Source organism: Microbispora sitophila (assembly GCF_014892245.1).
GTDB lineage: Bacteria > Actinomycetota > Actinomycetes > Streptosporangiales > Streptosporangiaceae > Microbispora > Microbispora siamensis.
Window position 1 is genome coordinate 299,694 of sequence record NZ_JADBGC010000001.1, and the last position, 25,897, is coordinate 325,590.

Consider the following 25,897-nt stretch of genomic DNA (forward strand, 5'->3'; position numbering starts at 1 on the left):
GTCAGGGGTGGTGGGGTTCGACGGTGACGCCGGGGTGGACACGCCGGTAGACGCCGGGATCGAAGTCGCCCGCGACGGGGACGGCGACGGCGGCGGCGCCGAGGGCGGCCGCCCGGCGGAGCCGTTCGGGCCACGGCGTGCCCTCCACCAGGCCGAGCGCGAGTCCGGCCACCAGCGCGTCGCCGGCGCCGGTCGGGTTGCCCTCCACCGGGTAGGGCATGCGGGTCCGCCAGGTCCCCTCCGGGGTCGCGGCGAGCACGCCGTCCGCCCCCAGCGAGACCACGACCGACCCGGCGCCCTCGTCTCTCAGGAGGCGGGCCCCGGCGGCGATGTCCACCGCCGCCCCGGTGTCCGGGTCCAGGGCGCGGGCGAGCTCCTCGGCGTTGGGCTTGAGCACGGCGGGCCGGCCGGCGGGGGCGTGGCGCAGGGGAGCGCCGTCGGCGTCCACGACGGCGGGGACGTCGTGCCGGGCGGCGACGGCGGCCAGCGTGGCGTAGAGGTCGGCGGGCACTCCGCGCGGGAGGCTGCCGGAGATCACCACGGCGGACGCCCGGCCGAGGACCCCCTCGTACGCGTCGAGGAACCGGGCCAGCTCCTCCGGGGTGACCATCGGCCCGGGCTCGTTGAACAGCGTGGTCCGCCGGGCCGTGCGGACGGCGAGGGTGGTGCGGGTCTCTCCCGCGATGGGGGTGAACGCGGCGGGGACGCCGGCCGCGGCCAGGTCGGCGAGCACGGCGTCGCCGGTCGGGCCGCCGGCCAGGCCGGTGGCGAGGACCTCATGGCCGAGAGCGGTGAGGACGCGGGCCACGTTGACCCCCTTGCCGCCCGCCCTGCGGTGCACGCCGCGCACACGGTTGACGCCGTCCCAGTCGACGTCGTCGACGCCGTAGGTGACGTCGAGCGCCGCGTTCAGCGTGACGGTGAGGATCACGCCGGTCACGGCGATTCGGGGAGGATGACCGATCGGGTGAGGTGCGCCGGCGTGTCGGGGTCGAGACCGCGGGCGTGCGCCCTGGCGACCGCGAGCCGTTGCACCCGGATCAGCTCGGCCATGGGGTCGAGGCCGCCCTCCACGAACGTGGCGCCGGTGGCCTCCACCTCGCCCCGCAGGCCGCGCGGAACCGAGCCGAACGCCCACGTGACGCGTCCGGGCGCGGCGATGCTGATCGGGCCGTGGCGATACTCCATGGCGAGGTAGGCCTCCGTCCACGACTGCGAGGCCTCCCGCATCTTCAGCGCCGCCTCCCGCGCCAGGCCGTACGTCCAGCCGGTGCCAAGGAAGGAGAACTGCTCGGCGGCGACGAGGCCGGGGGGCAGCGGTTCGGCGAGCGCGCGCTCCGCGTCGGCGATCGCCCCGGTGAGGTCCTCGCCGAGGTGCGCCCGCAGCATGGCGAGTTGCGCCGTGGCGAACCGCGTCTGCACGACCGACCGCTCGTCGGCGAAGTCGAGGACGACGACCTCGTCGGCGAGGGACATGACCGGCGTGTGCGGATCGGCGGTGACCGCGGCCGTCCGGGCCCGTTCCCCGCCCTGCTCGCGGACGCGGCGGAGCAGGTCGAGCACCTCGGTCGTGGTGCCCGACCTGGTGAGCGCGAGCACCCGGTCGTATGGGCGGCCGATCGGGGCCTCGGAGGCGGGGAAGGCGTCGGTCTCGCCGTGCCCCGCGCCCTCGCGGAGCGCGGCGTACGCCTGGGCGATGAACCACGAGGTGCCGCAGCCGACCACCGCCACCCGTTCGCCCCTCGCCGGCAGGGCGCCGGAGGAGGACAGGCCGGCGGCTCGGCTCCAGCAGGCGGGCTGGGACGCGATCTCGGTCTCGGTGTGACTCACGGGCCCTCCAGTGCTCATTGATGCAAGATTTGTAGCACTATCGAGCAGATTCGAGCAATGGAGGACGCCGTGCGGGCGTCGCGAACGCCAACGGACCAGGACAGGCGACGACATGATGTGAGCGGAAATCGCGGATTGCGCGCAAGATTGCGCATCGCCTTTTCATGGGGTGCGTGGGAGCATCGGGTGAAGTAGTCTTCGCGCACGTACCGGGCGGGAGGTGGGGATGGCGCGCATCGTCTTCGTCGGCGTCGGGGACGTGGAGCTGACGCGCAGGGTGGTCTCGGATCTTCTCCTCGCCCCCTCGCTGCGGGGCGAGCTGGAAATCGTGCTGCACGACGAGAACCCCGGGCAGCTCGCGACGACCGAGGCCCTGGTCCGCGCGCTCGACGCCGAAGCCGGTTCGGTGGCGACGATCGTCACCTGCCCGAGCAGGCGCAGGGCGCTGGACGGCGCCGACTTCGTCGTCGGCCACATCGACGTGGGCGGGTTCGAGGCGACCCTGCGCGACTTCGAGATCCCGCACAGATACGGCCTGCGCCAGACGATCGGCGACACCATCGGCATCGGCGGCATCTTCCGCGGGCTGCGGACGATTCCGGTCTTCGTCGAGCTGGGCCGCGAGATGGCCGAGCTGTGCCCGGACGCCTGGTTGCTGAGCTGCAGCGACCCGATGGCGATGACGGGCTGGGCGGTGCAGGAGGCGACCGGCTTCACGCGGTTCGCCGGGGTGTGCCACGCCGTCTGCGACACGCACGCGTACCTGGCCGATCTGGTCGGCCGGGGGCTGGACGAGGTCACGTTCCTCAGCGCCGGTCTCAACCACCAGTCGTTCGTGCTGCGGTTCGAGGCCGAGGGCCGCTCGCTGTATCCCGACCTCGACGAAGTGCTCGACGCCGATCCCGAGCTGCGGCGGCACGTGCGGGTGGAGCTCTACCGCAGGTTCGGCTACTACCCGACCCAGTCGAGCGAGCACGCCGCCGAGTACGTGCCGTGGTTCATGCGGCACAGCGAGGAGACCGCCCGCCTCGGGGTGCGTCCCGAGGAGTACCTGCGGCGGGTGGGCCACAGCCTGCACCTGTACGAGGAGACGCGACGGGCGCTGTCGGCCGGCCGGTCGCTGCTGGTGCGCTGGCAGCACCAGGAGCCCGCCGCCGCCGCGCTCCTGGCCATGCTGACCGGCCAGGAGAAGGAGGTCTACGTCAACGTCCCCAACCACGGGCTGATCGGCAACCTGCCCGAGGGTTGTTGCGTGGAGGTGCCCGCCCTTGTCGACGCCGACGGCGTCCACCCTCGGCCGGTGGGAGAGCTGCCCATCCAGCTCGTGGCGCTCAACCGCACGTTCCTCAACGTCGTCGAGCTGACCGTGCGCGCGGTGCTCGACGGCGACCGACGGCACGTCCACCACGCCGCGATGCTCGACCCCAACACCGCCGCGACGTTGCCGCTGCCCGCGATCGAGGCGCTCTGCGACGAGCTGATCGAGGCGCACGGCGACCTGCTGCCGGAGGGCGTCCGCCCCACCGGGAGCAGGGCCGGGAGCAGGCCATGACCGACTCCATGCCCACGGAGGTGCGGCGGGAGCGCATGCTCGGCATGCTCATGGAGCAGGAGTTCGCCCGGGTCGCCGAGCTCGCCGAGGCGTTCGGCGTCTCCAGCGTCACCGTACGCGCCGACCTGGACGCGCTGGAGGAGCAGGGCCGCATCCGCCGGGTCCGCGGCGGGGCCGTCGCGGCCGGCCCGCCGCGGCGCACCGAGCCGTCGTTCGAGCTGTCGCTCGGCACGGCGGCGGTGGAGAAGGCGCTGATCGCCAAGGCGGCGGCCCGGCTGGTCGGCTCGGGGGAGAGCGTGATGATGGGCGCGGGAACCACCACCGCCTACGTGGCCAGGGAACTCGTCGCCCGGGCCGACCTCACTGAGGTCACGGTCTTCACCAACGGCCTGCGCACGGCGCTGGAACTGGAGCCCGCGCTGCCCCGCTTCGCCGTCGTCGTGACCGGGGGGAGCCTGCGCCGCCAGCAGCACTCCCTGGTGGATCCGCTCGGCGGCAAGGCCATCGAGGGCATCCGGGTGGACACGGTCTTCATCGGCTGCGGCGGCGTCCACCCGGACGTCGGGATCACCAACGTGAACCTGCCCGACGCGGAGATGAAGCAGCGCATGCTGCGGGCGGCCGGCCGCCGCATCGTGGTCGCCGACTCCTCCAAGCTCGGGGCGATCGGGATGGCGCCGATCTGCCCGCTGTCGGAGATCGACCTGCTCATCACGGGGGAGGCGGCCGACCCGGCGACGGTGGCCGTGCTCCGCGATCGCGGCCTGAAGGTGGAGATCGCCGCCTGACGCCGCCTGACGCCGCCTGGCGCCACATCCCGGCGCGTCAGGTCGCGAGGGGCACGCGCAGCGCCTCCGGGAGCAGGTCGCCGTGCGCCCGGGTCAGGTCGTCGCACAGCCGCCAGATCTCCTCCAGCGACAGCGTCGCCGACGTGTTCGGGTCCACCATCATGGCGTGCCGCACGTGCTCCGGCCGTCCCTCCAGCGCGGCCCGCACGGTCAGCTCGTTGACGTTGACGTACGCCCGGTTGAGCGCGGCGCACTGCGGCGGGAGGGCGCCGACCCGGGTGGGCAGCACCCCGGTCGCGTCCACCGCGCACGGCACCTCCACCACGCACCCGGGCGGCAGGTTGGCGATCAGCCCGTCGTTGACGACGTTGCCGTAGACCACGCGCGGGGTGCCGCTCACGATGCTGTGGATGATCTGCGGGGCGTACTCGCCGGTGCCCTCCACGGGCAGGTCCCCGCCGTGCCGTACGGCGTCGCGGGTGCGCTTGTACTCGCGCACGTTCTCCTCACTGATCCGCACGTACTCGCCCACCGGGATGCGCAGCCGGTCGATCTCGTCGTCGTGGCGCAGCAGCCAGGGCAGATACTCGGCCGAGTGCTCGCTGGTCTCGGTCGGGTAGTGGCCCAGGCGCCGGTACATCTCCACCCGCACCCGGCGGCGCAGCTCGGGGTCGCGCGCGATGGCGTCGTCCAGCCGCTCGTACAGGTTCTCGCCGTCCCGTTCGAACCGCAGCACCCACGCCTGGTGGTTCACCCCCGCGGCCAGGTACGCGACCTCCTCGTACGGCACGGCCACCAGGTCGGCCAGCCCCCGCATGGTCCAGTACACCGAGTGGCACAGGCCGACGACGTTGCGCACCTTTCCGCTGAGATACCAGACGTTCATGGCCATCGGGTTGGTGTAGTTGAGCAGCAGGGCGTCGGGGCAGACGGCGGCCATGTCGGCCGCGAGGGCGTCCAGGACCGGGAAGGTGCGCAGCGCCCGGAAGATCCCGCCGACGCCGATCGTGTCGGCGATCGTCTGCCGCAGGCCATACCGGGCGGGGATCTCGAAGTCGGTGACGGTCGCGTCGTGCCCGCCCACCTGGATGATATTGATCACGAAGTCGGCGCCGTCGAGCGCGGCCCGGCGGTCGAGATCGGCGGTGATCGTCGGCCGGGCCCCGCGGGCCGCCGCGATCCGGTGCGCGACGGTCTCGGCGACCCGCAGCCGCTCGGCGTCGATGTCGTGCAGCGCGATCCGGGCCTCCCGCAGCTCGGGGTAGGCCAGCAGGTCCGCGAGCAGGCCCTGGGTGAAGACGACGCTTCCCGCGCCGATTAAGACGATCTTCGGGTTCCTCATCGGGTGACTTCCTCCCAGGTCGGCTGCGCCGCTGTGCCCCCCGCGGCTCGGGTGGAGAGGGTGCCGCAGGCCACCGCGACCTCCAGGGCGCGGCGGAGCGGGAGCCCGCGCAGGCGGGCCGCGAGGAGGCCGGCGTTGAAGCTGTCGCCGGCCCCGACCGTGTCGGCCACGGTGGCCGCGTCGGCCGGCACACGGAGCGGCTCGCCTTCGTGGATGGTCAGCGCGCCGTCGCCGCCGCACTTGACCACGGGCGTGGTGCCCCGGGCGGCGAGGTCGCGTACGGCGCCTTCGAGGTCGCCGTCGGCCCGTCCGGCGATGGCGAGGGCCTCGCGCTCGTTGGGCAGCAGGACGCCGGTCAGCGGCAGGACCTCGTCGAGCCCCTCCCAGCGGCCCGACGGGTCGTCGTTGGTATCCAGGGACGTGGTGGCCCCCGCGGCCCGTGCCGTACGGAACAGGGCGGGAAGGCCGGCGGCCAGCCGGGGCTGCAGGAAGTAGGACGAGACGTGGACGTGGGCGGCGCGTTCCAGCAGCGCCGACGGCACGTCGCCCGGTCCGAGCCGGTCCAGGCAGCCAGGCGCGGTCAGGATGGCCCGGTCGCCGCCGTCGGTCAGCACCACGGTGAGGGCCGTCGGAGCCTCGGGGTCCACCACGCAGGCGGAGACGTCCACTCCGCTGCGCGTGAGCACGTCGAGCACGAACGCGCCCGCGGCGTCGTCGCCCACCCGGCCGGCGAAGGCGGTGCGCAGGCCCAGCCGGGCCGCGCCGCAGGCAGTGATCGCCCCCGATCCGCCGAGCACCAGCGCGCCGGCCTCGACGAGCCGCTCGCGCTGGCCGAACTCCGGCACGCGCGGCGCTCCCGTGACGACCACGTCGGGGTTCGCGTCACCGACGACGAGCAGGTCGAAATCTGGTCTCCCCATGGACCGGAACGCTCCCAGCACCTTCGATAACTTGTCAAGTCTTGCGAAACCACCCTGGAAGCAGCGCAGAAAGCGGCGGATGTGGCGTCTTCGAAGGTATTGACAAGGTTTCGAAAGGGACCATTATGGTCTCCAACATCCCGCCCGCACCGGCTCGTCCCGGTGGTCTCAGGAGGTCTGGAGATGCCGCGACGATGACGACCGCGACCCTCACGAAAACGGAGCCCGCGGGCGCCGTCCTGCCCCGCCGCAGACGCGGGGACGGCAGGGTGGCGCTGGCCTTCCTGGCGCCCGTGCTCATCGGGTTCGCCGCCTTCTACGTCTATCCCGCCGTACGCGGAGCCTGGTACTCGCTGACGGACTGGAACCTGCTGTCCGAGCCCGGGTTCGTCGGCCTGGACAACTACGCCGAGCTCGTCCGGGACCCGCTGTTCTGGAACTCGCTGAAGGTCACCGCCTACTACGTGGTGCTCACCGTCGGGATGCAGATCGTCGTGGGCCTGGGCCTGGCCGCCCTGATGCACCGCCTCACCCGGTCGCTCGTGCTCCGCTCGCTGCTGGTCGTGCCCTGGCTGGTGCCCAACGTGACCTCGGCCCTGCTGTGGATGTGGCTGCTCGACGCCAACCTCGGCTTCCTCAACCACCTGCTGGTCAGCCTCGGCCTGGACAACCAGGGCTTCCTGACCTCGCCCGACCTGGCGATGCCGAGCGTGGCGGCGATCAACGCCTGGGGCGCCACGGGATACACCACGCTGCTGCTGTACGCCGGGATGCTGCTGGTGCCGCGGCAGATCTACGAGGCGGCGGCGCTCGACGGCACCGGCGAGGTGCGCCAGTTCTTCCGCATCACCCTGCCGCTGCTCCGCCCGATCCTGGCGTTCGTCCTGGTGGTCTCGCTGATCGACTCGTTTCAGCTGTTCGACGCCGTCGCGGTGACCACGAAGGGAGGGCCGGTGGACGCCACCCGCGTCGTCTACTACTACATCTACGAGGAGGCGTTCACCCATTTCAAGATGGGATACGCCTCGGCGCTGGCACTGAGCCTGGTGCTCATCCTCGGCCTGCTGACCTTCGTCCAGATGCGTCTCCTGCGCGCCTCCCGGTCGGATCTCGCATGAGCGCGGCGGTGAGCATGAGCGCGCCGACGAGCGTGGGCCGCCGGAGGCTGCGCCGTCTGCCGGCCTGGATCTGCCTGATCCTCGCCCTCGGGATCTCGCTCTTCCCGCTCTACTGGATGCTGCGGACCGCGATCACCCCCGGCCCGGAACTGCCGTCGGACAACGCCGGGCTGCTGCCCCGGCACCCCACGCTGATCAACTTCGAGCGTGTGCTCGGCCTGGTGAGCCGGGACGAGGCCCGCGCGGCCGGCGGGTCGGGGGCGAACCTCAGCTTCTTCCTCTACCTGCGCAACTCCGTCGTCTACACCGGCCTGATCACCTGCGCCCAGACGCTCTTCTGCGCGATGGCCGGATACGCGTTCGCGCGGCTGCGCTTCCGCGGCAGGGACGCCCTGTTCACCATGTTCGTCGCCGCGCTGATGGTGCCCCCGATCTTCACGCTGCTGCCCAACTTCGCCCTGGTGAAGCAGCTCGGATGGCTCAACACGTACCAGGGCCTGGTCGCCCCGAGCCTGCTCATGACGCCGTTCGCGGTGTTCTTCCTGCGCCAGTTCTTCCTCGGCATCCCGCGTGACGTCGAGCAGGCGGCGTTCATCGACGGAGCCGGGCCGTGGACGGTCTTCTGGCGGGTGGTGCTGCCCATGACCAAGGGGCCCCTGTTCACCCTTGCGCTGACGACCGCGGTGTGGACCTGGAACGACTACCTGTGGCCGCTGCTCGTGGCGCCCGGCGAGGACACCCGCGTGCTCACCGCCGCGCTCGGCATCTTCCTCAAGCAGTCGCCCAACACCTCGCCCGACTGGACCGGCCTGATGGCGGGCTCCGCTCTGTCGGTCGTCCCCGTCCTGCTGCTGGTGGTCTTCTTCGGCCGCCGTCTCGTGGACTCCATTCAGTTCTCCGGCATGAAGGGTTGACGGTGAAGAAGGCATTCATGGCGGTGACCGCCCTGCTCCTGACGGCGGCCTGCGGCGGGGGCGGCGGCTCGGCGGACGCCGGCGGCGTCACGCTGACGTACGCGCTGTGGGACGACGTCCAGCAGGGCGCCTACCAGCAGTGCGCCGACGCGTTCCACAAGGCCAACCCGGACATCACCATCAAGATCTCGCAGAGCGCCTGGGACCAGTACTGGCAGAACCTCACCACCCAGATGGTCTCCGGCGGCGCCCCCGACGTGATCACGATGCAGGCGTCGTACTATCCCCAGTTCGTCGCGAACGGCCAGCTCCTGGACATCCAGCCGATGGTGACGGCCGACAAGATCGACCTGAGTCAGTACTGGCCAGGCCTGGCCGACCTCTGGGTGAAGGACGGCAAGCGGTACGGCCTGCCCAAGGACTGGGACACGATCGCGATCGTCTACAACGTGGACATGGCGAAGAAGGCGGGGGTCGACATGTCCGACCTCACGTGGAACCCCACCGACGGCGGCACCTTCGAGAAGGCCATCGCCCGCCTGACCGTGGACGCGGACGGCAAGCGCGGCGACGAGCCCGGCTTCGACAAGACCAAGGTCGCCGTGCACGGCATCGTGCCCGAACTGAACGACGGCTCGCAGGGCCAGAACGGCTGGGGCGACCTGGCGGTCTCCAACGGCTTCACGTTCATCGACAAGAACCCCTTCGGCACCCGCTACTTCTACGACAGCCCCAAGCTCGCCGAGACCGCCGACTGGTTCAGAAGCCTGGCCGACAAGGGGTACGCCACGCCGTACGACAAGACGAGCTCGCTGGGCCCGGACACAATGCTGAACGCGGGCAAGGGCGCGCTCGGCATCACCGGCTCCTGGATGATCAGGACTTACCTCGACTCGAAGTCGCAGAAGTTCGCCTTCGCGCCGCTGCCGACCGGGCCGCAGGGCCGCAAGTCCGCCTTCAACGGCCTCGCCGACGTCATCTACGCGGGAACCGAGCACAAGGACGCCGCCTGGAAGTGGGTGAAGTTCCTCGGCTCCACGGCCTGCCAGGACATCGTCGCCGACAACGCGGTGGTCTTCCCGGCCATCACCTCCTCGGTGGAGCGGGCGCTCAAGGCCCACAAGGCGGCGGGCCGCGACGTGCAGATGTTCGTCGACGAGGCCAAGGCGCCCGGCGGCACGTTCCTGCTGCCGGTGAGCGACCACGGCGACGAGATCAACCAGATCGTCTCCACCGCGATGGAGGAGGTCTGGCTCGGCCAGAAGGACGCGCGCACCGCGCTGACCGCGGCCAACCAGAAGGTCAACGCCCTGTTCTCCGGCGGCTGAGTTTCCCGACCGCTCGGTTCTCCGGCGGCTGATCGCGCCGCCGGAGTTCCCCGAGAGGGAGAGGAGGTTCCCTACCCCGTGCTGGCGTGCGCCCTGCCGACCTCCCTGGGTCACGCCACTCCACACCGTCGCATCCCCCGGGGGCGAGGCGATGTGGAGAGTGCGGAACAGCACGCATGCGCCCCGCCGATCTCACTGCGAGGAAGAACATGCGCATTCTCCGATACCTGGCGGCGATGCTCGCCGCCTCCACGGCGTTCCTCGGCGCGCTCGTCGGCGCCCAGGCAGCCGCGAACGCGGCGACGGCACTGCCCGCTCCCGTCTCGTGCGCCGGCTGCTGGCACCCCCCGCTGAACACGAGCTGGCAGTGGCAGCTCAGCTCGGTGCCGGCGGAGCCGTTCCTGGACGTCGCGATGTACGACATCGACGGCTTCAACGCCACGGCGGCGACCGTCCAGCGGCTGCACGCCACCAAGACCGGCCGCACGGTCGTCTGCTACATCAGCGCCGGGTCCTACGAGGACTGGCGGCCCGACGCCACCTCCTTCCCCGCCTCGGTGCTCGGCAAGGCCCTCGACGGCTGGGCGGGCGAGCGCTGGCTCGACATCCGGCAATACGGCGGCACGCTCGGCCAGATCATGCGGGCGCGACTCGACATGTGCAAGGCCAAGGGCTTCGACGCCGTGGAGTTCGACAACGTCGACGGCTACACCAACAAGACCGGCTTTCCGCTCACCGCGGACGACCAGCTCCGCTACAACGCCTGGCTGGCGAACGAGGCCCACGCCCGCGGGCTGTCGGCCGGCCTGAAGAACGACAACGAGCAGATCCCGCAGCTCCTGCCGTACTTCGACTGGGCGCTGAACGAGCAGTGCTGGGAGTTCAGTGAGTGCACCACCGCGCAGAACGGCGACTACGGCCTCGACCAGTTCGTGAAGGCGGGCAAGGCCGTCTTCAACGTGGAGTACAACCTCGCCACCTCGAAGTTCTGCGGCAAGGCCAACGCGCAGAACTTCAACTCACTGAAGAAGCGCCTCGAACTCGACGCCTACCGCGTCGCCTGCCGCTGATCACTCGCTGAGCGCGGAGAGGACGCCGGGCCCCGTGAGGGGTCCGGCGTCGCCGCGTCCACTCAGACGACGGATCCGGTGGCGCCGTCGGTGAGCTCCCTGAGGATGTCCGCGTGCCCGGCGTGCCGCGCGGTCTCCTCGATCATGTGCACATAGATCCAGCGCAACGAGATCGGGCCGACCTGCTCGTGCGGCACCTCGTGGTCGAGCGGGAACCGTGCGGCGATGCGCCGCGAGGCCGCGCAGGCCTCCTCGTACGCCGTGATCAGGGACTCGACGGTGTCGTCGTCGCCGACCGCGAAGCTCCCGTCGGCGTCCTTCTCCGAAGGAGGCGCCATGGCCGGGTCCTGGGCCAGCACCCGCTCGAACCAGTTCCGCTCCACCAGGGTCAGGTGCTTGACCAGCCCGGCCAGCGTCGTCGCCGACGGCACGTGACGCCGGCGTACGTCCTGCTCGGACAGCCCCTGGGCCTTGCGGACGACCATCGCGCGGAGGAAGTCGAGGAACGCCTTTAGGACCTGCCGTTCGTCGCCCGTGGCGGCCCGCACCACCGCCAGTGCCGGCTCTGTCGAAGGAAGAGTGGCCATGCCCGGACCGTACGGAGCGCGCCGGCCCCCGGCAAGAGCCCCTGCCCACGCTGTCAGCGAACCGGCACTCGGATGCGCCCGCGTCAGCCGGAGGTGTCGTCGAAGTGCAGTTCTGAGGTGATGCGGTAGCGGTCGCCGCGGTAGATGGACCGGGTGAACTCCACGACCCGGCCGCCGGCCTCGCGGGCCGTGCGTTCGATGAGCAGGGCGGGGGCGTGCTGGGGGACGCCGAGCAGTTCGGCCTCGGTCTCGTCGGTGACGGTCGGCTCGATGCTCTGGGTGGCGCGGCGGACGTCGATGCCGAACCTCGTGCGCAGGAACCGGTAGAACGAGCCGGAGACCATGTCGTCGGGCCGCAGGGATTCGACCAGGCGATGCGGCAGATGGATGCGCTCGATCGCCATCGGCTCGTCGTCCACCAGGCGGAGCCGTACGACGCGCAGGACCGGGTCGGCGGGGGAGACCTGCAGGCGATGGGCCAGCCGGGCGGTGGCCGGGGCCGAGTCGAACTCCAGGATGCGGCTGAGCCAGTTTCCCTCGGCGGCGGGGGCATGGAAGGAGTCGTCGCCGGCCGCGAGGGGCTGGGTGACCTTCCGGCGGCCGGTGAACGTCCCCCGCCCGTGCTCCCGCACGAGCATGCCCTGCCGTACGAGCCCGTCGATCGCCGCGCGGAGGGTCGGTCGGGAGACGCCGAGCTCCCGGGACAGGTCGCGTTCCGAGGGGATGGCGGTGCCGGGGTCCTTGTCGGCGATCAGGTCGAGCAGGACGTCTCTGACCCGGTCGCGTTTGAGGCCTGCTGGAAGTCTCTGCACGTCCCAGACCTTACCAGTAGTTGACCACTCCTCCCATCGTCGTGCCTGCGAATACCCGATATTTCGCCTCTTGACAGCCCGACTGGTTAAGACCACTCTCCTCTCAACGGTTTACCAATAACTGACCAGTGGGAGGACCGATGAGGTTACGCCTCCTCGCCGCGGCGGCCGCGTTCAGCCTCGCGCTCGCCGGATGCGGCTCGGCGTCCGAGCCCGGGACATCCGGAAAGACCGGCACGACCACGCTGACCGTGTGGTTCATGCGCGACAGCCTGTCGGACGCGATCGTGAAGCGGTTCACGGACGACTTCCAGCGGTCGCATCCCGGGATCACCCTGAACGTCCAGATCCAGGAGTGGGACGGCATCGGGCAGAAGGTCACCAGCGCGTTGGCCAGCAAGGACGCCCCCGACGTCATCGAGGTCGGCAACACCCAGGTCGCCGAGTACGCCGCGAGCGGCGGGGTCAGGGACCTCACCGGCGAGGTCGCCGGCCTGGGCGGCTCCGACTGGCTGCCCGGCCTGGCCGAGCCGGGGAAGATCGACGGCAGGCAGTACGGCATCCCCTGGTACGCCGCCAACCGGGTGGTCATCTACAACAAGGACCTGTTCGCCAAGGCCGGCGTCACCACCCCGCCGAAGACCCGCGACGAGTGGATCGACGTCACCGCGAAGCTGAACAAGGGCGGCGTGCAGGGCATCTACCTGCCCGGCCAGAACTGGTACACGTTCGCCGGGTTCGTCTGGGACGAGGGCGGCGACCTCGCCGTCAAGGAGGGCGACCGCTGGAAGGGCGTGCTCGACACGCCGCAGGCGCTTGCCGGGATGGCGTTCTACCAGCGTCTCCAGGCGCTCGGCAAGGGGCCCAGGGACTCCGACGAGGCCAGGCCACCGCAGGCCGACGTCTTCGGCAAGGGCGACGTCGCGCAGATCATCTCCGCCCCCGGCGGCGCGGTCGCGATCGAGAAGGCCAACCCGGACCTCAAGGGCAAGCTGGGCTTCTTCCCGATCCCCGGCAAGACCGCCGACAAGCCGGGCGCCGTCTTCACCGGCGGGTCCGACCTGATCATCCCCGAGGCGTCCGCTCACCCCGACGAGGCGTACGAGGTGGTCAAGGCCCTGGCCGGGGAGAAGTTCCAGCTCGACATGGCCAAGGAGATGAGCTACGTGCCCAACCGCACCTCGTACGCCGGGGTGCTGAGCGGCGACGAGGCCACGGCGGCGATGGCGGCGGGGGCCGCGGTCGGGCACGCCACGCCCAACTCGCCCAACTGGGCTGCCGTGGAGGCCAGAAACGTCATCAAGGAGTACATGACCAAGGTGCTCACCGGAGGCGACGCGGCCTCCGAGGCGAAGGCGGCCTCCGACGTGATCACCACGATCCTCAACACCAAGTCCTGACATGGCGCGCACCCTCGCCCGTACGGCCCGTCCCGCCCTCGTGATCGAGGCGAGAACCCGCAGAAAAGGCGCGCTCTGGCCCTACGCGCTGGTGGCCCCGGCCCTGGCCGCCTTCGCGTGCCTGCTCGTCTACCCGCTGGCGCGCAGCGTCGTGATCTCCTTCCAGCACTTCCGGCTGGGCGAGCTGATCAGGGGTGGAGCGGACTTCGCCGGGCTCGCCAACTACGCCGAGGCCCTCGGCGGGCCGGAGTTCTGGGCGGTCGTGCGGCGGACCTTCCTGTGGACCGCCGCCAACGTCGTGCTGATCATGGTGATCTCCACGGCCGTCGCGCTGATGCTGCCGCACCTCGGGCGGCGGATGCGGCTGGCGGTCATGAGCGGGATGGTGCTCACGTGGGCCACGCCGGTGCTCGCCGCGACCACGATCTTCCAGTGGCTCTTCCAGTCGCGCCTGGGAGTGGTCAACTGGCTGCTGGTCCGCCTCGGCTTCGACTCCTTCCGCGACTACACGTGGTTCGCCGACGGCGGGGCGACGTTCGCGATCCTGGTCGCGCTGGTCGTCTGGCAGTCGGTGCCGTTCGCGGCGCTCACTCTCTACGCGGGGCTCACGACGATCCCCGGCGAGCTGTATGAGGCGGCCAGGATCGACGGGGCCGGACCGTGGCAGGTCTTCGGCCGGGTCACCTTTCCCATCCTGCGGCCGCTGTTCGGCCTGATCACGTCGCTGGAGGTGATCTGGGTCTTCACCTGCTTCGCGCAGATCTGGGCGATCAGCAAGGGCGGCCCCGGAGGCGCCACCGCCACGCTGCCGGTCTACGCGTTCCAGATCGCGCAGTCGCTGCACCGGTATGACCTGGGGTCGGCCGTCTCGACGCTCACCGTGCTGATGCTGCTCGCCGTGCTGGTCGTCCACCTGCGCCGCATGTTCAGAGAGGAGGGAGCGTGAAGAGGGCCACGCTCAATCTGGCCGCCCTGGGTGTGCTGGCGGTGTCGGTGTTCCCCGTCTACTGGATGGTGATCACCGCGTTCAAGCCGACGGTCGACATCCTCACCGAGACCCCGGCGTTCTGGCCCGCCCGGCCGACCCTCGACCACTTCGCCACGGCCGTACGGGCGGCCGGGTTCTGGACGTTCTGGCGCAACAGCCTGGCCGTCACCGCCGGCGCGGTGCTGCTCGCGCTGGTCGTGGCGCTGCCGTCCGCCTTCGCCGTGGCCCGGCTGCGCTGGACGGGACGGCGCGGGTTTCTCCTGATGGTCTTCGTCGCCCAGACGGCCCCCTGGTCGGCGCTGCTCGTGCCGGTGTACATCATCGCCCGCGACGCGGACATGCTCGACCGGCTGCCGACGCTGACGCTCGTGTACTTCGTCACGACGCTGCCGTTCACGATCGTGACGTTGCGCGGCTTCATCGCGGCGGTCCCGCCGGAGCTGGAGGAGGCCGCGCTGATGGACGGGTGCGGCCGGGCCGAGGCGTTCCGCCGGGTGGTGCTGCCGCTGCTCGCGCCGGGCCTGATGTCCACGTCGCTGTTCGGCTTCATCACGGCGTGGAACGAGTTCGCCTTCGCCAACGCCCTCATGATCAAGGACCAGGGCGACCGTACGCTGCCGATCTGGCTGTCCGGGTTCAGCAACGTCTTCGGCACCGACTGGGGCGCCACCATGGCCGCCGCCACGCTGTTCATGCTTCCCGTCCTGCTCGTCTTCCTCGTGCTCCAGCGCCGCGTGTCCTCCGGGGTGATCGCGGGCGCGGTGAAGGGATGACCCAGATGATGATTCCGCGGCCCCGCGAGGTGGCCGTGCTCGGGGGAACCGTCACGCTCCACGACGGCCTCGTGCGGCACGCGCCCGACGATCCCCGGCTGGGGGAGGAGGGGTATCGGATCGACGTCACCCCCGACGGCGCAGAACTCGCCGCCGGGGGACCCGCCGGGCGCTTCTACGGCCTGCGCACCCTGGCGGCGCTCGGCCCCGAGACGCCGCTGGGCCGGATCACCGACCGGCCCGCGCACTCCTGGCGCGGGGTGATGCTCGACGTCGCCCGACACTTCATGCCGAAGGACTTCGTGCTGCGGCTGATCGACCTGCTCGCGGCCCACCGGCTCAACCGGCTGCACCTCCACCTGACCGACGACCAGGGCTGGCGGCTGCAGATCAAGCGCTATCCCCGGCTCACGGAGGTCAGCGGGGAGCACTACACCCAGGAGGACATCCGGGAGATCGTGTCGTACGCCGCCGACCGGTTCGTCACGATCGTGCCCGAGATCGAGATGCCGGGGCACGCCCAGGCGGCCATCGCCGCCTATCCCTGGCTCGGCAACCAGCCGTCGCGCCACCTGCCGGTCTGGGACTCGTGGGGGATCAGCCCGCACGTGTTCAACCTGGAGGAGGCGGCGATCGGCTTCTGCCGGGACGTGCTCGACGAAGTCATGGACCTGTTCCCCGGAGAGTACGTCCACCTCGGCGGCGACGAGTGCCCGGCGGACGAGTGGGAGCACAGCGAGGCGGCGCTGCGGCGGATCGCCGGGCTCGGGCTGCCGGGCCCGGACGCGGCGCGGGCGTGGTTCATCGCCACCGTCGGCGCGTACGTGACCTCCCGCGGCCGGCGCCCGATCCACTGGTATGACGGGCCCGGAGGCGCTCCCGGCGTGGCGGCGATGACCTGGCTCGACCACGAGAGCGGTCCGCGGGCGGCGCTCGAAGGGCTCGACGTCGTGCTGGCCCCGCACACCAGCACCTACTTCGACTATCCGGCCGACGCCCCGGGGCCGCACGGCCGGATGCTCTCCCTCTCCGACGTCTACGGGTTCACGCCGCCTCCGGCCCCCGAGGGCGCCACCGGCCGGATCCTCGGCGTGCAGTGCCAGCTGTGGACCGAGTACATGCCCACGCCCGAGCGCGTCGAGGCGATGGCCTTCCCCCGGCTGTGCGCCTTCGCCGAGGTGGCCTGGGGCACGGCGGGGGACTACCGCGATTTCCTCCACAGGCTCACCCCCCATCTGGAGTCCCTGGGGGTCCGGCCGGGGCCGGTCATCCCCTGAACTCCGCATCCGCCCGAAAGGGTCCACCCCCCACGAAAGGAAGACTGCGGTGTCACGAAAGCTCTTATGGGGCGGTCTCGCGGCCGTCCTGCTGGCCGCGCTGGTCGTGGCCCTGCCCGCGCAGGCGGCCCAGTCGCTGCGCCTGCGCTACAAGACCAGCGCCACCGGCGCCACCGCCGACCAGGTGGAGCCGTGGTTCGACCTGGTCAACAGCGGGACCACGGCGGTGCCGCTGAACACCGTGAAGATCCGCTACTACTTCAAAGCCGACTCGCCCACCCAGCAGTACCGCTTCGCCTGCTCGTGGGCGGTCGTCTCCTGCTCGGCCATCACCGGGACCTTCCAGACGATCTCGCCCGGCACGGCCACGGCCGACCGCTACCTGGAGGTCGGCTTCACCTCCGGCAGCCTGGCGGCCGGCGCCTCGACCGGCGACATGCAACTGCGCTTCTACCGTTCCGACTGGCAGACGATCCGGCAGAGCGACGACTACTCCTTCGGCCCGGCGAGGACGACGTACGGCGACTGGGACAAGGTCACGGTCCACCAGGGCGGCACGCTGGTGTGGGGCGTCCCGCCCGCGGGCGTGACCGATCCCTCGCCGTCCCCGTCGCCTTCCACCTCGCCTTCACCGGGCGGGCCTGGCGGCGGCAGCGGGGTCGTCTTCGACGACTTCGCCTACGCCTCCTCGTCCGATCCGCAGATCACCGCGCACAACTGGACCGTGCGGACCAACAGCGGCGGCCCCGGCGTCCCCGGGGCGAGCTGGCCGGCGTCCAACGTCAGCTTCCCCGTCGTGAGCGGAAGCAACAAGGCCCTGCAACTGCGGGCGGCCACCGACGGCACCGCAGGGGGGACCTCGCAGGCCGAGTTCCTGCACCAGCGCAAGTTCTTCGAGGGCACGTACGCCGCGCGGGTGAAGTTCGCCGACGCCCCGGACAGCGGCCCGGACGGCGACAACATCGTGGAGACGTTCTTCACCATCACGCCCCTGGCGTACGACCTCGACCCGGACTACAGCGAGCAGGACTTCGAATACCTGCCGAACGGCGGCTGGGGCGCGCAGGGCCCGATCATGTACACGACCACCTGGGAGACCTACCGCAACGAGCCCTGGCTCGCGGTCAACACGCACACCGAGCGGACGGCGAGCTACGCCGGCTGGCACGACCTCGTGCTGCAGGTCTCCGGAGGCACGGTCCGTTACTACATCGACGGCACGCTGTTCGCCGAGCACGGCGGCGACTACTACCCGGAGACGCCGCAGTCGGTGAACTTCAACCTCTGGTTCATCGGCGGCGGGCTGCTGGGCAGCGCCACTCCGCGTGCCTACACTCAGCAGGTGGACTGGTTCTACTTCAGCAAGAACGAGGTCGTCGCTCCGGCCGAGATCACCTCCAGGGTGAACGCCTTCCGGAGCTCCGGCACCACGTGGAAGGACACCGTGCCGATGCCGTAGCCGATCCTCCCTGGCCCCGGCGCCGGCCGGGGCCAGGGAGGCCGGTCAATCGAGGAGATCGGGGTCGGAGGCGAGGATCTGGTCCAGCAGGGGCTGGAAGTTGACCCAGCCGACGAAGTCGTTGCCGATCTGGCCGTGGGTGAGCTTGGCGTTCTCGTGCGAGATGGGCACCGTCGGCCCGGCGGCCTTGGCCACGAGCTGCGCCTGGCAACTGCGTTCCATGGTGATGAACCACCAGGCCGCCGCCTCGACGCTGTCGCCCACGGTCAGCAGCCCGTGGTTGCGCAGGATCACCGCCTTGTGCGAGCCCAGTGCCTGCGCGATGCGGCGGCCCTCCTCGGTCTCCACGACCACCCCGGTGTAGTCGTCGAACAGGGCGTGGTCCTCGTAGAACGCGCACGCGTCCTGCGTCAGCGGCTCGAGTAGCGTGCCGAGCGCCGACAGGGCCTTGCCGTACACCGAGTGGGAGTGGGCGGCGGCGACCACGTCGGGCCTGGCCTGGTGGACCATCGAGTGGATGGCGAACGCCGCCTGGTTGACGTGGTAGCGGCCCTCCACCACCTGGCCCTCGTGGTTGACCAGGATCAGGTCGCTGACCTTGATCCGCTTGAACGACATGCCGAACGGGTTCACCCAGAAGTGATCGGTGTGCTCCGGATCCCGGGCCGTGATGTGGCCTGCCACCCCCTCTTCGAAGCCGAGCCTGCCGAACAGGCGCAGCGCCGCCGCGAGCCGCTCCTTGCGGTGGCGCCGCTCCTCCTCCACGGTGTCGAATTTCCGCGGTAGCCGGAAGGCGAGCTGGTCGGCGGGCACGGGCTGCAGGTCGGACAGGCTCATCGCGGCTCCCAAGGCTCGTGAGTCGTACCCGTCCAGCCTGTCTCCGGCCCCCGTCTCCTGTCCATGCCGGAACCGAATCATCTTCGGTTTCCTCGTGGCTTCGGATGGCTTCGGCCCTGTCCAACAGGGCAGTGGAGGCCGACCGAATCCGCGTAAGGTGCATGCAGCGTGAGAGACGGGAGGTACCGATGCGGCTGGAGGCGGTCTTCTTCGACGTCGGAGAGACCCTGGTGGACGAGACCCGCGAGTACGGCACCTGGGCCGACTGGCTGGGCGTCCCGCGGCACACCTTCTCGGCCGTGTTCGGCGCCGTGATCGCGCGCGGCGGCGACTACCGGGACACCTTCCAGCACTTCCGGCCCGGTTTCGACCTCCAGACCGAGCGGGAGCGCCGGGCCGGGGAAGGTCAGGCCGAGACGTTCGGCGAGGAGAACCTCTACCCCGACGCCCGCCCCTGCCTGGCCGAGCTGCGAGAGATGGGGCTGCGTGTCGGCCTCGCCGGCAACCAGACCGCCCGCGCCGAGGGGATCCTGCGCGCCCTCGACCTGCCCGTGGACGTGATCGGCACCTCCGACGGCTGGGGCGTGGAGAAGCCGGACGCGTCCTTCTTCGACCGCGTGGTGGCGGAGGCCGGCTGCCCGGCGGAGTCCGTCCTCTACGTGGGCGACCGCCTCGACAACGACATCCGGCCCGCCCAGAAGGCCGGGCTGCGCACCGCCCTCGTACGGCGGGGTCCGTGGGGCCACATCCTCCGCGACGAGCGGGCCGCCCGGGCGTGTCTGTTCCACGTCGACTCGCTGGCCGAGCTGCCCGCCCTGATCCGCAAGCACAACGGCGACTGATCGCTCAGCCGGCCTCGGTGAGGTCGATCGAGGCGGCCAGTTCCGCCGCCACGTCGAGCAGGTTCCGTACGGCCTGCCGGTCGCGTGCGGGATGCCAGGCCATGACGGTCTCGGCCTGCTCATCGGTGAGCGGCACGAACACGACCCCGGTGCGCCGCAGGCTGTGTGCCGACCGGGCGAGCCGGGTCACGCCGACGCCGGCGGCGACAAGGCCGAGCAGGCTCGGCACGCCGTCGGCCCGCTGCACCACTCGCGGTTCGAAGCCCGCCGCGCGGAAGTCCTCGTCGTACTTCCGATGCCACGGCTCCCACGAGCCGCGCGGGGTGAGCACCCACGGCTCGCCGGCCAGATCGGCGAGCCGCAGCGTGCCCCGCCCGGCGAGCGGGTGGCCCACCGGCAGGACCGCGCAGACCGGCTCGGCGACCAGCGTCGCGGTCGCCAGGTCGTCGACCAGCGGCGGCCGGGTGAACGCCGCGTCGTACCGGTCCTCGCGCAGGCCCGCCACCAGGTCGGCGATGCCTACGGCCTCGGCGAGCAGTTCGACGTCCGGATACCGCTCCCGGAACGCGCGGACGACCGGCGGCATCATGTAGTTCGCGGTGGAGACGAGGAAGGCCACCCGAAGCCGGCCGATCTCACCGCGCACCGCCTTGCGGGCGGTCTCCAGGGCCGCGTCCGCGCGAGTCAGGACGGCCCGCGCCTCGGGCAGGAACACGCGGCCGACCTCGCTCAGGCGCGTGCCCCGGGTGTCGCGGTCGAACAGCCGTGCGCCGAGGGCGTGTTCGAGCGCCGCGACCTGCTGCGACAGCGACTGCTGGGCGATGTGCAGCTCCCGTGCGGCGACGGTGAAGCTCAGATGCTCGGCCACGGCGACGAAATATCGCAGATGACGCAGCTCGGGGGTCACAGGCTCTGACTGTAACCGCTGCAGGGAACGTGTGTTGGCCGCGGGGGACCGGCACGGGGGAGAGTGGTCGCACTGATCACGAAGACGAGGAGTGGGACCATGACCGGACGGGTGTGGTTGATCACCGGATGCTCGGCGGGCTTCGGCCGGGAGCTGGCCGAGGCCGCTCTGGCCGCGGGGGACCGGGTGATGGCGACGGCGCGACGCCCCGAGACACTGGCGGACCTGGTGGAGACGGGCGGCGAGCGGGTGCGCACCGCCCGGCTGGACGTCACCGACGCCGCGTCCGTCGACGCGGCGGTGGCCGAGACCCTGTCGGCGTTCGGCCGGATCGACGTCGTGGTGAACAACGCCGGCCACGGGTCGGTGGGAGCCGTCGAAGAGCTCGACATGGCCGATCTGCGCGCGCTGATGGAGGTCATGTTCTTCGGAGCGGTGGCCGTGACCAAGGCGGTCCTGCCGCATCTGCGCAGGCAGGGGAGCGGGACGATCGTCCAGATGAGCTCGATGGGCGGACAGCTCAGCATGCCGGGGTTCGGCGCCTACTGCGCCGCCAAGTTCGCCCTGGAGGGACTGTCGGAAGCGCTCGCCGCCGAGGTCGCGCCCTTCGGCGTACGAGTGCTGATCGTGGAGCCGGGCGCGTTCCGCACCGAGTTCGGCGGCCATCGTATGCACCGCTCGGAGCCGATCGACGCCTACCAGGTGTCGACGGGCGCGACCCGGGCGTCGGTGGACGACATGGACGGCACCCAGCCGGGGGACCCGGCCAAGGCCGCGCAGGCGATCCTCCAGGTCCTCGACCACGACGAGCCTCCGCTGCGGCTCGCCCTGGGCGACGACGCGGTCGACGGCATTCGGGCCCACCACGACATGCTCCGCGCGGACCTGGACGGCTGGGAGAAGCTCAGCCGAGCGATGAGCGTTTAGAGTTGCCGGGGTGACCGCTGATCATGACGATGACCTCGTGCCACTGCTCGGCCGGGCATGGGGGACCGCTACCCACCGGGACGCGCTGGCCGACCTCGTCGGGCTCGGCTGGACGCCGTGCGGGGTGGGTGACTGGGCCGTCGGGCTGCGTTCGCCGGGGGGCCTGCTCGCGGCGCGGATCTGCCCCTTCGACCCGGCGTACCCCGCCTTCCTGGAGCTGTGCCGCCGCTGCCCCGGCAACCCGCACCTGCCGCGGGTGGCGCTCACGGAGGCACTCGACGGCGGCGGCTCGCTCACGGTCCTGGAGTTCCTGGCTCCGGCCGAGCAGGCCGAGGCGGCGCAGGTCGCCCGGCGGTGGCGCGAGGGGGCGGGCGACGAGGCGTTCGACGCCGTACGGCGCACCGCCCTCGCCGTGGACGAGGAATGGCGGGCGCGGATGCCGTGGTGGGACGGGATCGACCTCAACCACGGCAACGTCCGCCGGGCGGTGGACGGGAGGATCGTGCTCGTCGACGTCTTCTGCATGGACGGGGCGTCGCTCTACCGCCAGGTGCTCGACGACTCCGCCGTCGTGCGCGAACGCCTGTCCGCCGCCGCGACGCGACACCTGCTGGACATCCCGTTCATCGCCCGCGAGAGCTCTCCGGCCGAGATCGAGGCGCTGCGCGCGGCGTGGCGGGCGGGGGCCGCGGTCACATCGTGAGCTCGGGGTGCCTGGAGCGGCCGAGGTCGGTCAGCCGTTCGTTCAGTGCCCGGGTGTCCGCCGCGGGCGGCAGGACCTTCAGCACGCCGCGAACGCGGTCGTGCCCGATCACGTACCACTGGTCCTCGAGCGCCTCGACCGCCTGCCTGAGGTGTTCGGCGGCCTGATCGCCGTCGGTGGGGGCGTGGGCGGCGGCGAGGTCGGCGAGCAGCACCGAGCGCTGCTTGCCGCCGTTCGGGCCCAGGTCGTCGAGCGCCTTGCGCAGCCGGCGGGCCGCCTCCTCGTGGTTGCCCGCCGTCAGCGCGCTGTAGCCGGCGAAGCCGTCGAGCCGGGCCCGCTCGAAGAAGTCCAGCCAGTGCGGGTCGTCGCCGCCCGCGTCCACCATGTGGTCGGCACGGTCGATGTGGCGCATGCACTCCTTCGGCTCGCCGCAGCGGGCCGAGATCTCCGACGCCACGCAGTGCAGCCACGCCCTGGTCAGCGGGCCGACGCCGTGCCAGGCGTGCGCGAAGGCCGCGTCCAGCAGGCCCAGGGCGTCCGTACGGTTGCCCTCGAACCCCGGCACGAACGCCGCGTGGGCGAGCACGGCGGCGGCGAGCGGATGGTCGCCGCACTCCCGGGTGGCAGACAGGGCCATCCGGTAGAGCCGCGCGGCGGTGGGGCTGTCGTTCAGGTCGAAGAAGGCGACCCTGCCCGACAGCAGGGCCGAGCGCGCGGCCGCCTCGGCCAGCGTCTGCCTGACCGCTCCCTCCGGCGCCGCACGCAGCAGGCTCATGCCGAGCCGGGTGTGCGCGACCGACGCCTGGAAGATGTCGTCCGGCGGCGAGGTCCAGTAGAGGGCGGCCTGCTTGTCGACGACCCGGGCGAACGCCTCGGCCGACTCGGCGTCGACCCCGCGCCCGCGTTCCACCGCCGCGGGAAGACGCTCGCCGCCCTCACCGAGGAGCGGAGCGAGCACGCCCGCGCTGAGGAGCCCCCGTAGGAACGTGGAGCGGTCGATGCCTTCTGCGACGATCATGCTCAGCAGCCTCCGTATCTCGTCCACCACCTCCGTGACGGGCCGCATGGCCATCTCGTCGGGGGTGAGCAGTCCCAGCTCGCTCGCGGGCTTGTCGAAAATCGTCACGAGATGCTTGCGGTAGCGCGGATCCGGCCACCGCTCGCCGGTCTCCCACCGCCGCACCGTGTTGGCCGTCAGGCCGGTGTCCTTCTCGTCGCACGACCGCATGGACGTACGGATGCGCTCGCACAGCTCCTCGTAGGACCACCCGCGCTGCAGGCGTTCCCACGCGAGCTGGCGGTTCGGCGGATGGCGGTGGTTGGCCGGCATGTCGCACCCCCAGCACACTGCGTCAGCGTGACACGCTGACACTACGGGAGATTCCGTGTTCGCGTGGCTACTGGTTGTGATTGGACGTCCTCTGGCTGATACTCCAACCGCTCTAAAAGCGCTTAGCTTGGCCCACTTCCGCGAGCAGCCGTTGGAGATGGGTGACATGACCACGTTGGAGGACATCGCACGGGTCCATACCGGCTGGATCATCTGGCGGTCGGACGTCGGCCGTTGGTGGGCGACCAGGCGCGGGCCGGTGGACCTCGACGCGATCCGCATGGGATGCGCGATGACGCTCGACGCCGACGACCCCGAGGCCCTCGCCGCCGCTCTGGCCGCTCAGGCCGAGTTGATCGCCGAGTTCGCCGCCGACCCCGCCGCCGCCGGGTGACCGGGGGCCGCGGCGCGGTCAGCGGCCGTGCCGGAGACGGTCTCTGATGTAGTCGACGACGTGGACCGCGCAGGCGCCGTTGTCGGCGCCTGCGCGATCGGTGACGGTGAACTCGGCCGGCGACGGACACGACGACCCACCCCAACTGCACCGGCGTTCGTGCCCCTTCGTGCCCGGCCGGTAGTCGTCCGCTTCCCAGAATTTGATCTGCAACAGGTCCATCCGCCCGGCCCTCCGCTGTTCAGACGAGGAGATCGGCCCGAAGGACCTCCGTCTGGAGGATGCGCTCGATCTCCTTCTCGTCCGCATTGTGTCCCGTCTGCCGCCGCAGTTCCTTCCGTACGGCGTCGAGGATCACCGGCGTGAGAAGAACTCGGACGAGAGACTTCGGGGCCGTCGCCGCGCGGGCCTTCCAGAGGTCGTCTATGAGGCGGCGCTTGAACGCCTCCTTGCTGAGGTAGAAGAGCGCGTCGGCCTTCCCGCCGAGCCCGCCTTCGTCCAGGAGATCGACCTCCAGGGCCAGATCGATGACGACGGGGAGGCCGCCGGTGAGGTGGTAGACCTGCCACACCTGCCCGTTCGTCAGCACCATCCATTCGACGCCCTCGTTCACCGCGTACATCTGCACCTGCCGCAGGTGTTTGACGCCCAGTTTCTGCGTGCACCGCTTGACCTCGATGAACGCGGCGAGCTGCTTGTCCACGCGTATGCCGTAGTCGGCGAATTCTCCTTTGACCTGGTATTCGGTCGTGAGGTCTTCGTATTTGTCGTATCCCAGTCCTTCGCAGAGGAAATCGGTGACGAGCAGCCGGGTGTCGCCCTCGTTGGCGTCGCGGGCGACGAGGTCGCTGAGCGGCTTGCCGTACCGGCGGATCGCGGTGCGAATGCGATTGCGCGCCTCGGATTCCCACTTCGGCATGGTCCGCGGCGTGGCGGACGCCTTCCGGGTCCCGCGCGCGTCGCTCTCATTCCTGATGGCGGCCGGGGTGGCATCGGGTGCGGCAAGGGCCTCGGAGGTCTGATCATTCATCGGGTGCACCTTCTCCTCGCTGCGGCTCGGGCCGTTTCGTGGTCACGGGTGTAACGGTGTTGGACGCGTTTCCGCTCCCGAATGATTACCGCTGTAAATATCTGTTCGGCAACAAAGAACAATGCCGACTATTTCGACCTAATGCCGCTTTATTGGGAAATGTCTGTCATGTGAGCCTGCGGTGCTGCTGCCGCTTCGTCGAGCGCGCCTTCCGCGTCAGCGGCCCCGCTATCCTGAGTCGGTGCCGGATCTCACCGACCGTCCTTTGCTGTTTCTCGACGTCGACGGTCCGCTCATTCCGTTCGGGGTCCCCGAGTGGCGCCTCCGGGAGCACCCAGGCGACCGGGCGGCGTGGTCATCGCTACCGGAAGGGGCCAACCCGCTGCTGGCGAGGATCGATCCCCGGAACGGGGCACGGCTGTCGTTGCCGTGCGACATCGTGTGGGCGACGACCTGGATGGCCGATGCGAACGAGGTGATCAGCCCCTTGCTCGGCCTGCCTGAGCTGCCGGTGGTGGACTGGCCGGACTCGGATGAGGGTGGGCCGGTGCACTGGAAGACTCGCGGCCTGGTCGCCTGGGCGGGTGAGCGCCCGTTCGTCTGGGTCGACGACGAAATCACTCAGGCTGATCGTGCCTGGATGTCCCTGCATCATCACGGACAGGCGCTCCTCCATCGCGTTGATCCTCGTCGCGGGCTGACCCATGTCGATTTCGTGGCGATCGCCGACTGGTTGGCGCAGCTGTAGCTGATTGGGTCGCCGTCTCGC

27 protein-coding genes are annotated in these 25,897 nt (G+C 70.8%); 16 read left to right on the forward strand and 11 right to left on the reverse strand.

The genetic code is table 11. From position 1 onward, the window contains the following. Position 1 precedes the first annotated feature (1 nt). Entirely contained in the window at positions 2-940 is a 939-nt protein-coding gene (locus IL992_RS01380; protein ID WP_319018253.1) for a 1-phosphofructokinase family hexose kinase, read from the reverse strand. Further along, positions 937-1,830 (reverse strand): SIS domain-containing protein, encoded by an 894-nt coding sequence (locus tag IL992_RS01385; RefSeq protein ID WP_193201456.1) that lies wholly within the window; start codon positions 1,828-1,830, stop codon positions 937-939. Before IL992_RS01385 ends, IL992_RS01380 begins: the two co-directional genes overlap by 4 nt. A gap of 226 nt (positions 1,831-2,056) precedes the next feature. On the opposite strand from IL992_RS01385, the gene IL992_RS01390 reads away from it, so the two are divergent. Together IL992_RS01390 and IL992_RS01395 are read left to right on the forward strand one after the other, a co-directional pair. Beyond that, positions 2,057-3,382, forward strand: coding sequence for a family 4 glycosyl hydrolase (locus IL992_RS01390; protein WP_193201457.1), 1,326 nt, complete (start codon positions 2,057-2,059; stop codon positions 3,380-3,382). Next, the gene (locus IL992_RS01395) at positions 3,379-4,170 is read left to right on the forward strand and encodes a DeoR/GlpR family DNA-binding transcription regulator (RefSeq protein WP_193201458.1); all 792 of its coding nucleotides are present in this window, start codon (positions 3,379-3,381) and stop codon (positions 4,168-4,170) included. Before IL992_RS01390 ends, IL992_RS01395 begins: the two co-directional genes overlap by 4 nt. A 37-nt stretch (positions 4,171-4,207) precedes the next feature. Here IL992_RS01395 and melA read toward each other — a convergent pair whose 3' ends face one another. Then, positions 4,208-5,512: an alpha-glucosidase/alpha-galactosidase gene (gene melA, locus IL992_RS01400; RefSeq protein ID WP_193201459.1), complete on the reverse strand. Its 1,305-nt coding sequence runs from the start codon at positions 5,510-5,512 to the stop codon at positions 4,208-4,210. Beyond that, the gene (locus IL992_RS01405; protein WP_193201460.1) at positions 5,509-6,432 is read right to left on the reverse strand and encodes a carbohydrate kinase family protein; all 924 of its coding nucleotides are present in this window, start codon (positions 6,430-6,432) and stop codon (positions 5,509-5,511) included. The genes melA and IL992_RS01405 overlap by 4 nt, the downstream gene beginning before the upstream one ends. A 194-nt stretch (positions 6,433-6,626) precedes the next feature. Here IL992_RS01405 and IL992_RS01410 point away from each other — a divergent pair, with 194 nt between their 5' ends. The 4 genes from IL992_RS01410 (at position 6,627) to IL992_RS01425 (ending at position 10,862) form a co-directional block, all read left to right on the forward strand. After that, positions 6,627-7,550: a carbohydrate ABC transporter permease gene (locus tag IL992_RS01410; RefSeq protein ID WP_193201461.1), complete on the forward strand. Its 924-nt coding sequence runs from the start codon at positions 6,627-6,629 to the stop codon at positions 7,548-7,550. Continuing rightward, entirely contained in the window at positions 7,547-8,464 is a 918-nt protein-coding gene (locus tag IL992_RS01415; protein ID WP_226872055.1) for a carbohydrate ABC transporter permease, read from the forward strand. Before IL992_RS01410 ends, IL992_RS01415 begins: the two co-directional genes overlap by 4 nt. Before the next feature lie 2 nt (positions 8,465-8,466). Next, positions 8,467-9,792 (forward strand): ABC transporter substrate-binding protein, encoded by a 1,326-nt coding sequence (locus IL992_RS01420; RefSeq protein WP_319018255.1) that lies wholly within the window; start codon positions 8,467-8,469, stop codon positions 9,790-9,792. A gap of 209 nt (positions 9,793-10,001) precedes the next feature. Further along, positions 10,002-10,862 (forward strand): endo alpha-1,4 polygalactosaminidase, encoded by an 861-nt coding sequence (locus IL992_RS01425; protein WP_193201462.1) that lies wholly within the window; start codon positions 10,002-10,004, stop codon positions 10,860-10,862. A gap of 62 nt (positions 10,863-10,924) precedes the next feature. Here IL992_RS01425 and IL992_RS01430 read toward each other — a convergent pair whose 3' ends face one another. Together IL992_RS01430 and IL992_RS01435 are read right to left on the reverse strand one after the other, a co-directional pair. Next, positions 10,925-11,449, reverse strand: coding sequence for a DinB family protein (locus tag IL992_RS01430; protein WP_193201463.1), 525 nt, complete (start codon positions 11,447-11,449; stop codon positions 10,925-10,927). Positions 11,450-11,532: 83 nt separating this feature from the next. Continuing rightward, positions 11,533-12,261, reverse strand: coding sequence for a GntR family transcriptional regulator (locus tag IL992_RS01435; RefSeq protein WP_193201464.1), 729 nt, complete (start codon positions 12,259-12,261; stop codon positions 11,533-11,535). A 140-nt stretch (positions 12,262-12,401) separates the two neighbouring features. On the opposite strand from IL992_RS01435, the gene IL992_RS01440 reads away from it, so the two are divergent. The 5 genes from IL992_RS01440 to IL992_RS01460 are packed head-to-tail and all read left to right on the forward strand — an operon-like array spanning position 12,402 to position 18,158. Continuing rightward, on the forward strand, positions 12,402-13,661 hold the full coding sequence (locus IL992_RS01440; protein ID WP_193201465.1) for a sugar ABC transporter substrate-binding protein: 1,260 nt from the start codon (positions 12,402-12,404) through the stop codon (positions 13,659-13,661). 1 nt (position 13,662) lies between these two features. Continuing rightward, positions 13,663-14,607, forward strand: coding sequence for a carbohydrate ABC transporter permease (locus tag IL992_RS01445; protein ID WP_193201466.1), 945 nt, complete (start codon positions 13,663-13,665; stop codon positions 14,605-14,607). Next, a complete protein-coding gene (locus IL992_RS01450) occupies positions 14,604-15,422 on the forward strand; it encodes a carbohydrate ABC transporter permease (RefSeq protein WP_193201467.1) in 819 nt (272 codons plus the stop codon). Before IL992_RS01445 ends, IL992_RS01450 begins: the two co-directional genes overlap by 4 nt. A 5-nt stretch (positions 15,423-15,427) precedes the next feature. Continuing rightward, positions 15,428-16,699: a beta-N-acetylhexosaminidase gene (locus IL992_RS01455; RefSeq protein ID WP_193201468.1), complete on the forward strand. Its 1,272-nt coding sequence runs from the start codon at positions 15,428-15,430 to the stop codon at positions 16,697-16,699. A gap of 49 nt (positions 16,700-16,748) precedes the next feature. After that, positions 16,749-18,158 (forward strand): cellulose binding domain-containing protein, encoded by a 1,410-nt coding sequence (locus IL992_RS01460; protein WP_193201469.1) that lies wholly within the window; start codon positions 16,749-16,751, stop codon positions 18,156-18,158. A 45-nt stretch (positions 18,159-18,203) separates the two neighbouring features. Here the strand turns inward: IL992_RS01460 and IL992_RS01465 are convergent, their stop codons facing one another. After that, entirely contained in the window at positions 18,204-18,995 is a 792-nt protein-coding gene (locus IL992_RS01465) for a class II aldolase/adducin family protein (protein WP_193201470.1), read from the reverse strand. 188 nt (positions 18,996-19,183) lie between these two features. Here IL992_RS01465 and IL992_RS01470 point away from each other — a divergent pair, with 188 nt between their 5' ends. Continuing rightward, complete coding sequence (locus IL992_RS01470) at positions 19,184-19,837, forward strand: HAD family hydrolase (protein ID WP_193201471.1); 654 nt, start codon at positions 19,184-19,186, stop codon at positions 19,835-19,837. A 4-nt stretch (positions 19,838-19,841) separates the two neighbouring features. On the opposite strand, the gene IL992_RS01475 is transcribed toward IL992_RS01470, so the two are convergent. Continuing rightward, complete coding sequence (locus IL992_RS01475) at positions 19,842-20,744, reverse strand: LysR family transcriptional regulator (protein ID WP_193201472.1); 903 nt, start codon at positions 20,742-20,744, stop codon at positions 19,842-19,844. Positions 20,745-20,843: 99 nt separating this feature from the next. On the opposite strand from IL992_RS01475, the gene IL992_RS01480 reads away from it, so the two are divergent. Both IL992_RS01480 and IL992_RS01485 read left to right on the forward strand, forming a co-directional pair. Continuing rightward, positions 20,844-21,671 carry an oxidoreductase gene (locus IL992_RS01480; RefSeq protein WP_193201473.1) on the forward strand — a complete coding sequence of 276 codons (828 nt, stop codon included), beginning with the start codon at positions 20,844-20,846 and terminating at the stop codon, positions 21,669-21,671. 10 nt (positions 21,672-21,681) lie between these two features. After that, entirely contained in the window at positions 21,682-22,374 is a 693-nt protein-coding gene (locus tag IL992_RS01485; RefSeq protein WP_193201474.1) for a hypothetical protein, read from the forward strand. Here IL992_RS01485 and IL992_RS01490 read toward each other — a convergent pair. Next, positions 22,364-23,704: a helix-turn-helix domain-containing protein gene (locus IL992_RS01490; RefSeq protein ID WP_193201475.1), complete on the reverse strand. Its 1,341-nt coding sequence runs from the start codon at positions 23,702-23,704 to the stop codon at positions 22,364-22,366. The two genes, IL992_RS01485 and IL992_RS01490, sit on opposite strands and share 11 nt — an antisense overlap. Before the next feature lie 166 nt (positions 23,705-23,870). Here IL992_RS01490 and IL992_RS01495 point away from each other — a divergent pair, with 166 nt between their 5' ends. Then, positions 23,871-24,098, forward strand: a complete 228-nt coding sequence (locus IL992_RS01495; RefSeq protein ID WP_193201476.1) for a hypothetical protein — start codon at positions 23,871-23,873, stop codon at positions 24,096-24,098. Positions 24,099-24,116: 18 nt separating this feature from the next. On the opposite strand, the gene IL992_RS01500 is transcribed toward IL992_RS01495, so the two are convergent. Beyond that, the gene (locus IL992_RS01500; protein WP_193201477.1) at positions 24,117-24,320 is read right to left on the reverse strand and encodes a hypothetical protein; all 204 of its coding nucleotides are present in this window, start codon (positions 24,318-24,320) and stop codon (positions 24,117-24,119) included. A gap of 19 nt (positions 24,321-24,339) precedes the next feature. After that, positions 24,340-25,128 carry a type I restriction enzyme HsdR N-terminal domain-containing protein gene (locus tag IL992_RS01505; protein ID WP_193201478.1) on the reverse strand — a complete coding sequence of 263 codons (789 nt, stop codon included), beginning with the start codon at positions 25,126-25,128 and terminating at the stop codon, positions 24,340-24,342. Positions 25,129-25,369: 241 nt separating this feature from the next. On the opposite strand from IL992_RS01505, the gene IL992_RS01510 reads away from it, so the two are divergent. Next, a complete protein-coding gene (locus IL992_RS01510) occupies positions 25,370-25,876 on the forward strand; it encodes an HAD domain-containing protein (RefSeq protein ID WP_319018256.1) in 507 nt (168 codons plus the stop codon). Positions 25,877-25,897 lie beyond the last annotated feature (21 nt).

Coding starts and splice junctions, on each gene's coding strand:
- IL992_RS01390 (WP_193201457.1), top strand. CDS start 2,057: ATGGCGCGCATCGTCTTCGTCGGCGTCGGGGACGTGGAGCTGACGCGC.
- IL992_RS01395 (WP_193201458.1), top strand. CDS start 3,379: ATGACCGACTCCATGCCCACGGAGGTGCGGCGGGAGCGCATGCTCGGC.
- melA (WP_193201459.1), bottom strand. CDS start 5,512: ATGAGGAACCCGAAGATCGTCTTAATCGGCGCGGGAAGCGTCGTCTTC.
- IL992_RS01405 (WP_193201460.1), bottom strand. CDS start 6,432: ATGGGGAGACCAGATTTCGACCTGCTCGTCGTCGGTGACGCGAACCCC.
- IL992_RS01410 (WP_193201461.1), top strand. CDS start 6,627: ATGACGACCGCGACCCTCACGAAAACGGAGCCCGCGGGCGCCGTCCTG.
- IL992_RS01415 (WP_226872055.1), top strand. CDS start 7,547: ATGAGCGCGGCGGTGAGCATGAGCGCGCCGACGAGCGTGGGCCGCCGG.
- IL992_RS01425 (WP_193201462.1), top strand. CDS start 10,002: ATGCGCATTCTCCGATACCTGGCGGCGATGCTCGCCGCCTCCACGGCG.
- IL992_RS01430 (WP_193201463.1), bottom strand. CDS start 11,449: ATGGCCACTCTTCCTTCGACAGAGCCGGCACTGGCGGTGGTGCGGGCC.
- IL992_RS01440 (WP_193201465.1), top strand. CDS start 12,402: ATGAGGTTACGCCTCCTCGCCGCGGCGGCCGCGTTCAGCCTCGCGCTC.
- IL992_RS01445 (WP_193201466.1), top strand. CDS start 13,663: ATGGCGCGCACCCTCGCCCGTACGGCCCGTCCCGCCCTCGTGATCGAG.
- IL992_RS01455 (WP_193201468.1), top strand. CDS start 15,428: ATGATGATTCCGCGGCCCCGCGAGGTGGCCGTGCTCGGGGGAACCGTC.
- IL992_RS01465 (WP_193201470.1), bottom strand. CDS start 18,995: ATGAGCCTGTCCGACCTGCAGCCCGTGCCCGCCGACCAGCTCGCCTTC.
- IL992_RS01470 (WP_193201471.1), top strand. CDS start 19,184: ATGCGGCTGGAGGCGGTCTTCTTCGACGTCGGAGAGACCCTGGTGGAC.
- IL992_RS01480 (WP_193201473.1), top strand. CDS start 20,844: ATGACCGGACGGGTGTGGTTGATCACCGGATGCTCGGCGGGCTTCGGC.
- IL992_RS01490 (WP_193201475.1), bottom strand. CDS start 23,704: ATGCCGGCCAACCACCGCCATCCGCCGAACCGCCAGCTCGCGTGGGAA.
- IL992_RS01495 (WP_193201476.1), top strand. CDS start 23,871: ATGACCACGTTGGAGGACATCGCACGGGTCCATACCGGCTGGATCATC.
- IL992_RS01500 (WP_193201477.1), bottom strand. CDS start 24,320: ATGGACCTGTTGCAGATCAAATTCTGGGAAGCGGACGACTACCGGCCG.
- IL992_RS01505 (WP_193201478.1), bottom strand. CDS start 25,128: ATGAATGATCAGACCTCCGAGGCCCTTGCCGCACCCGATGCCACCCCG.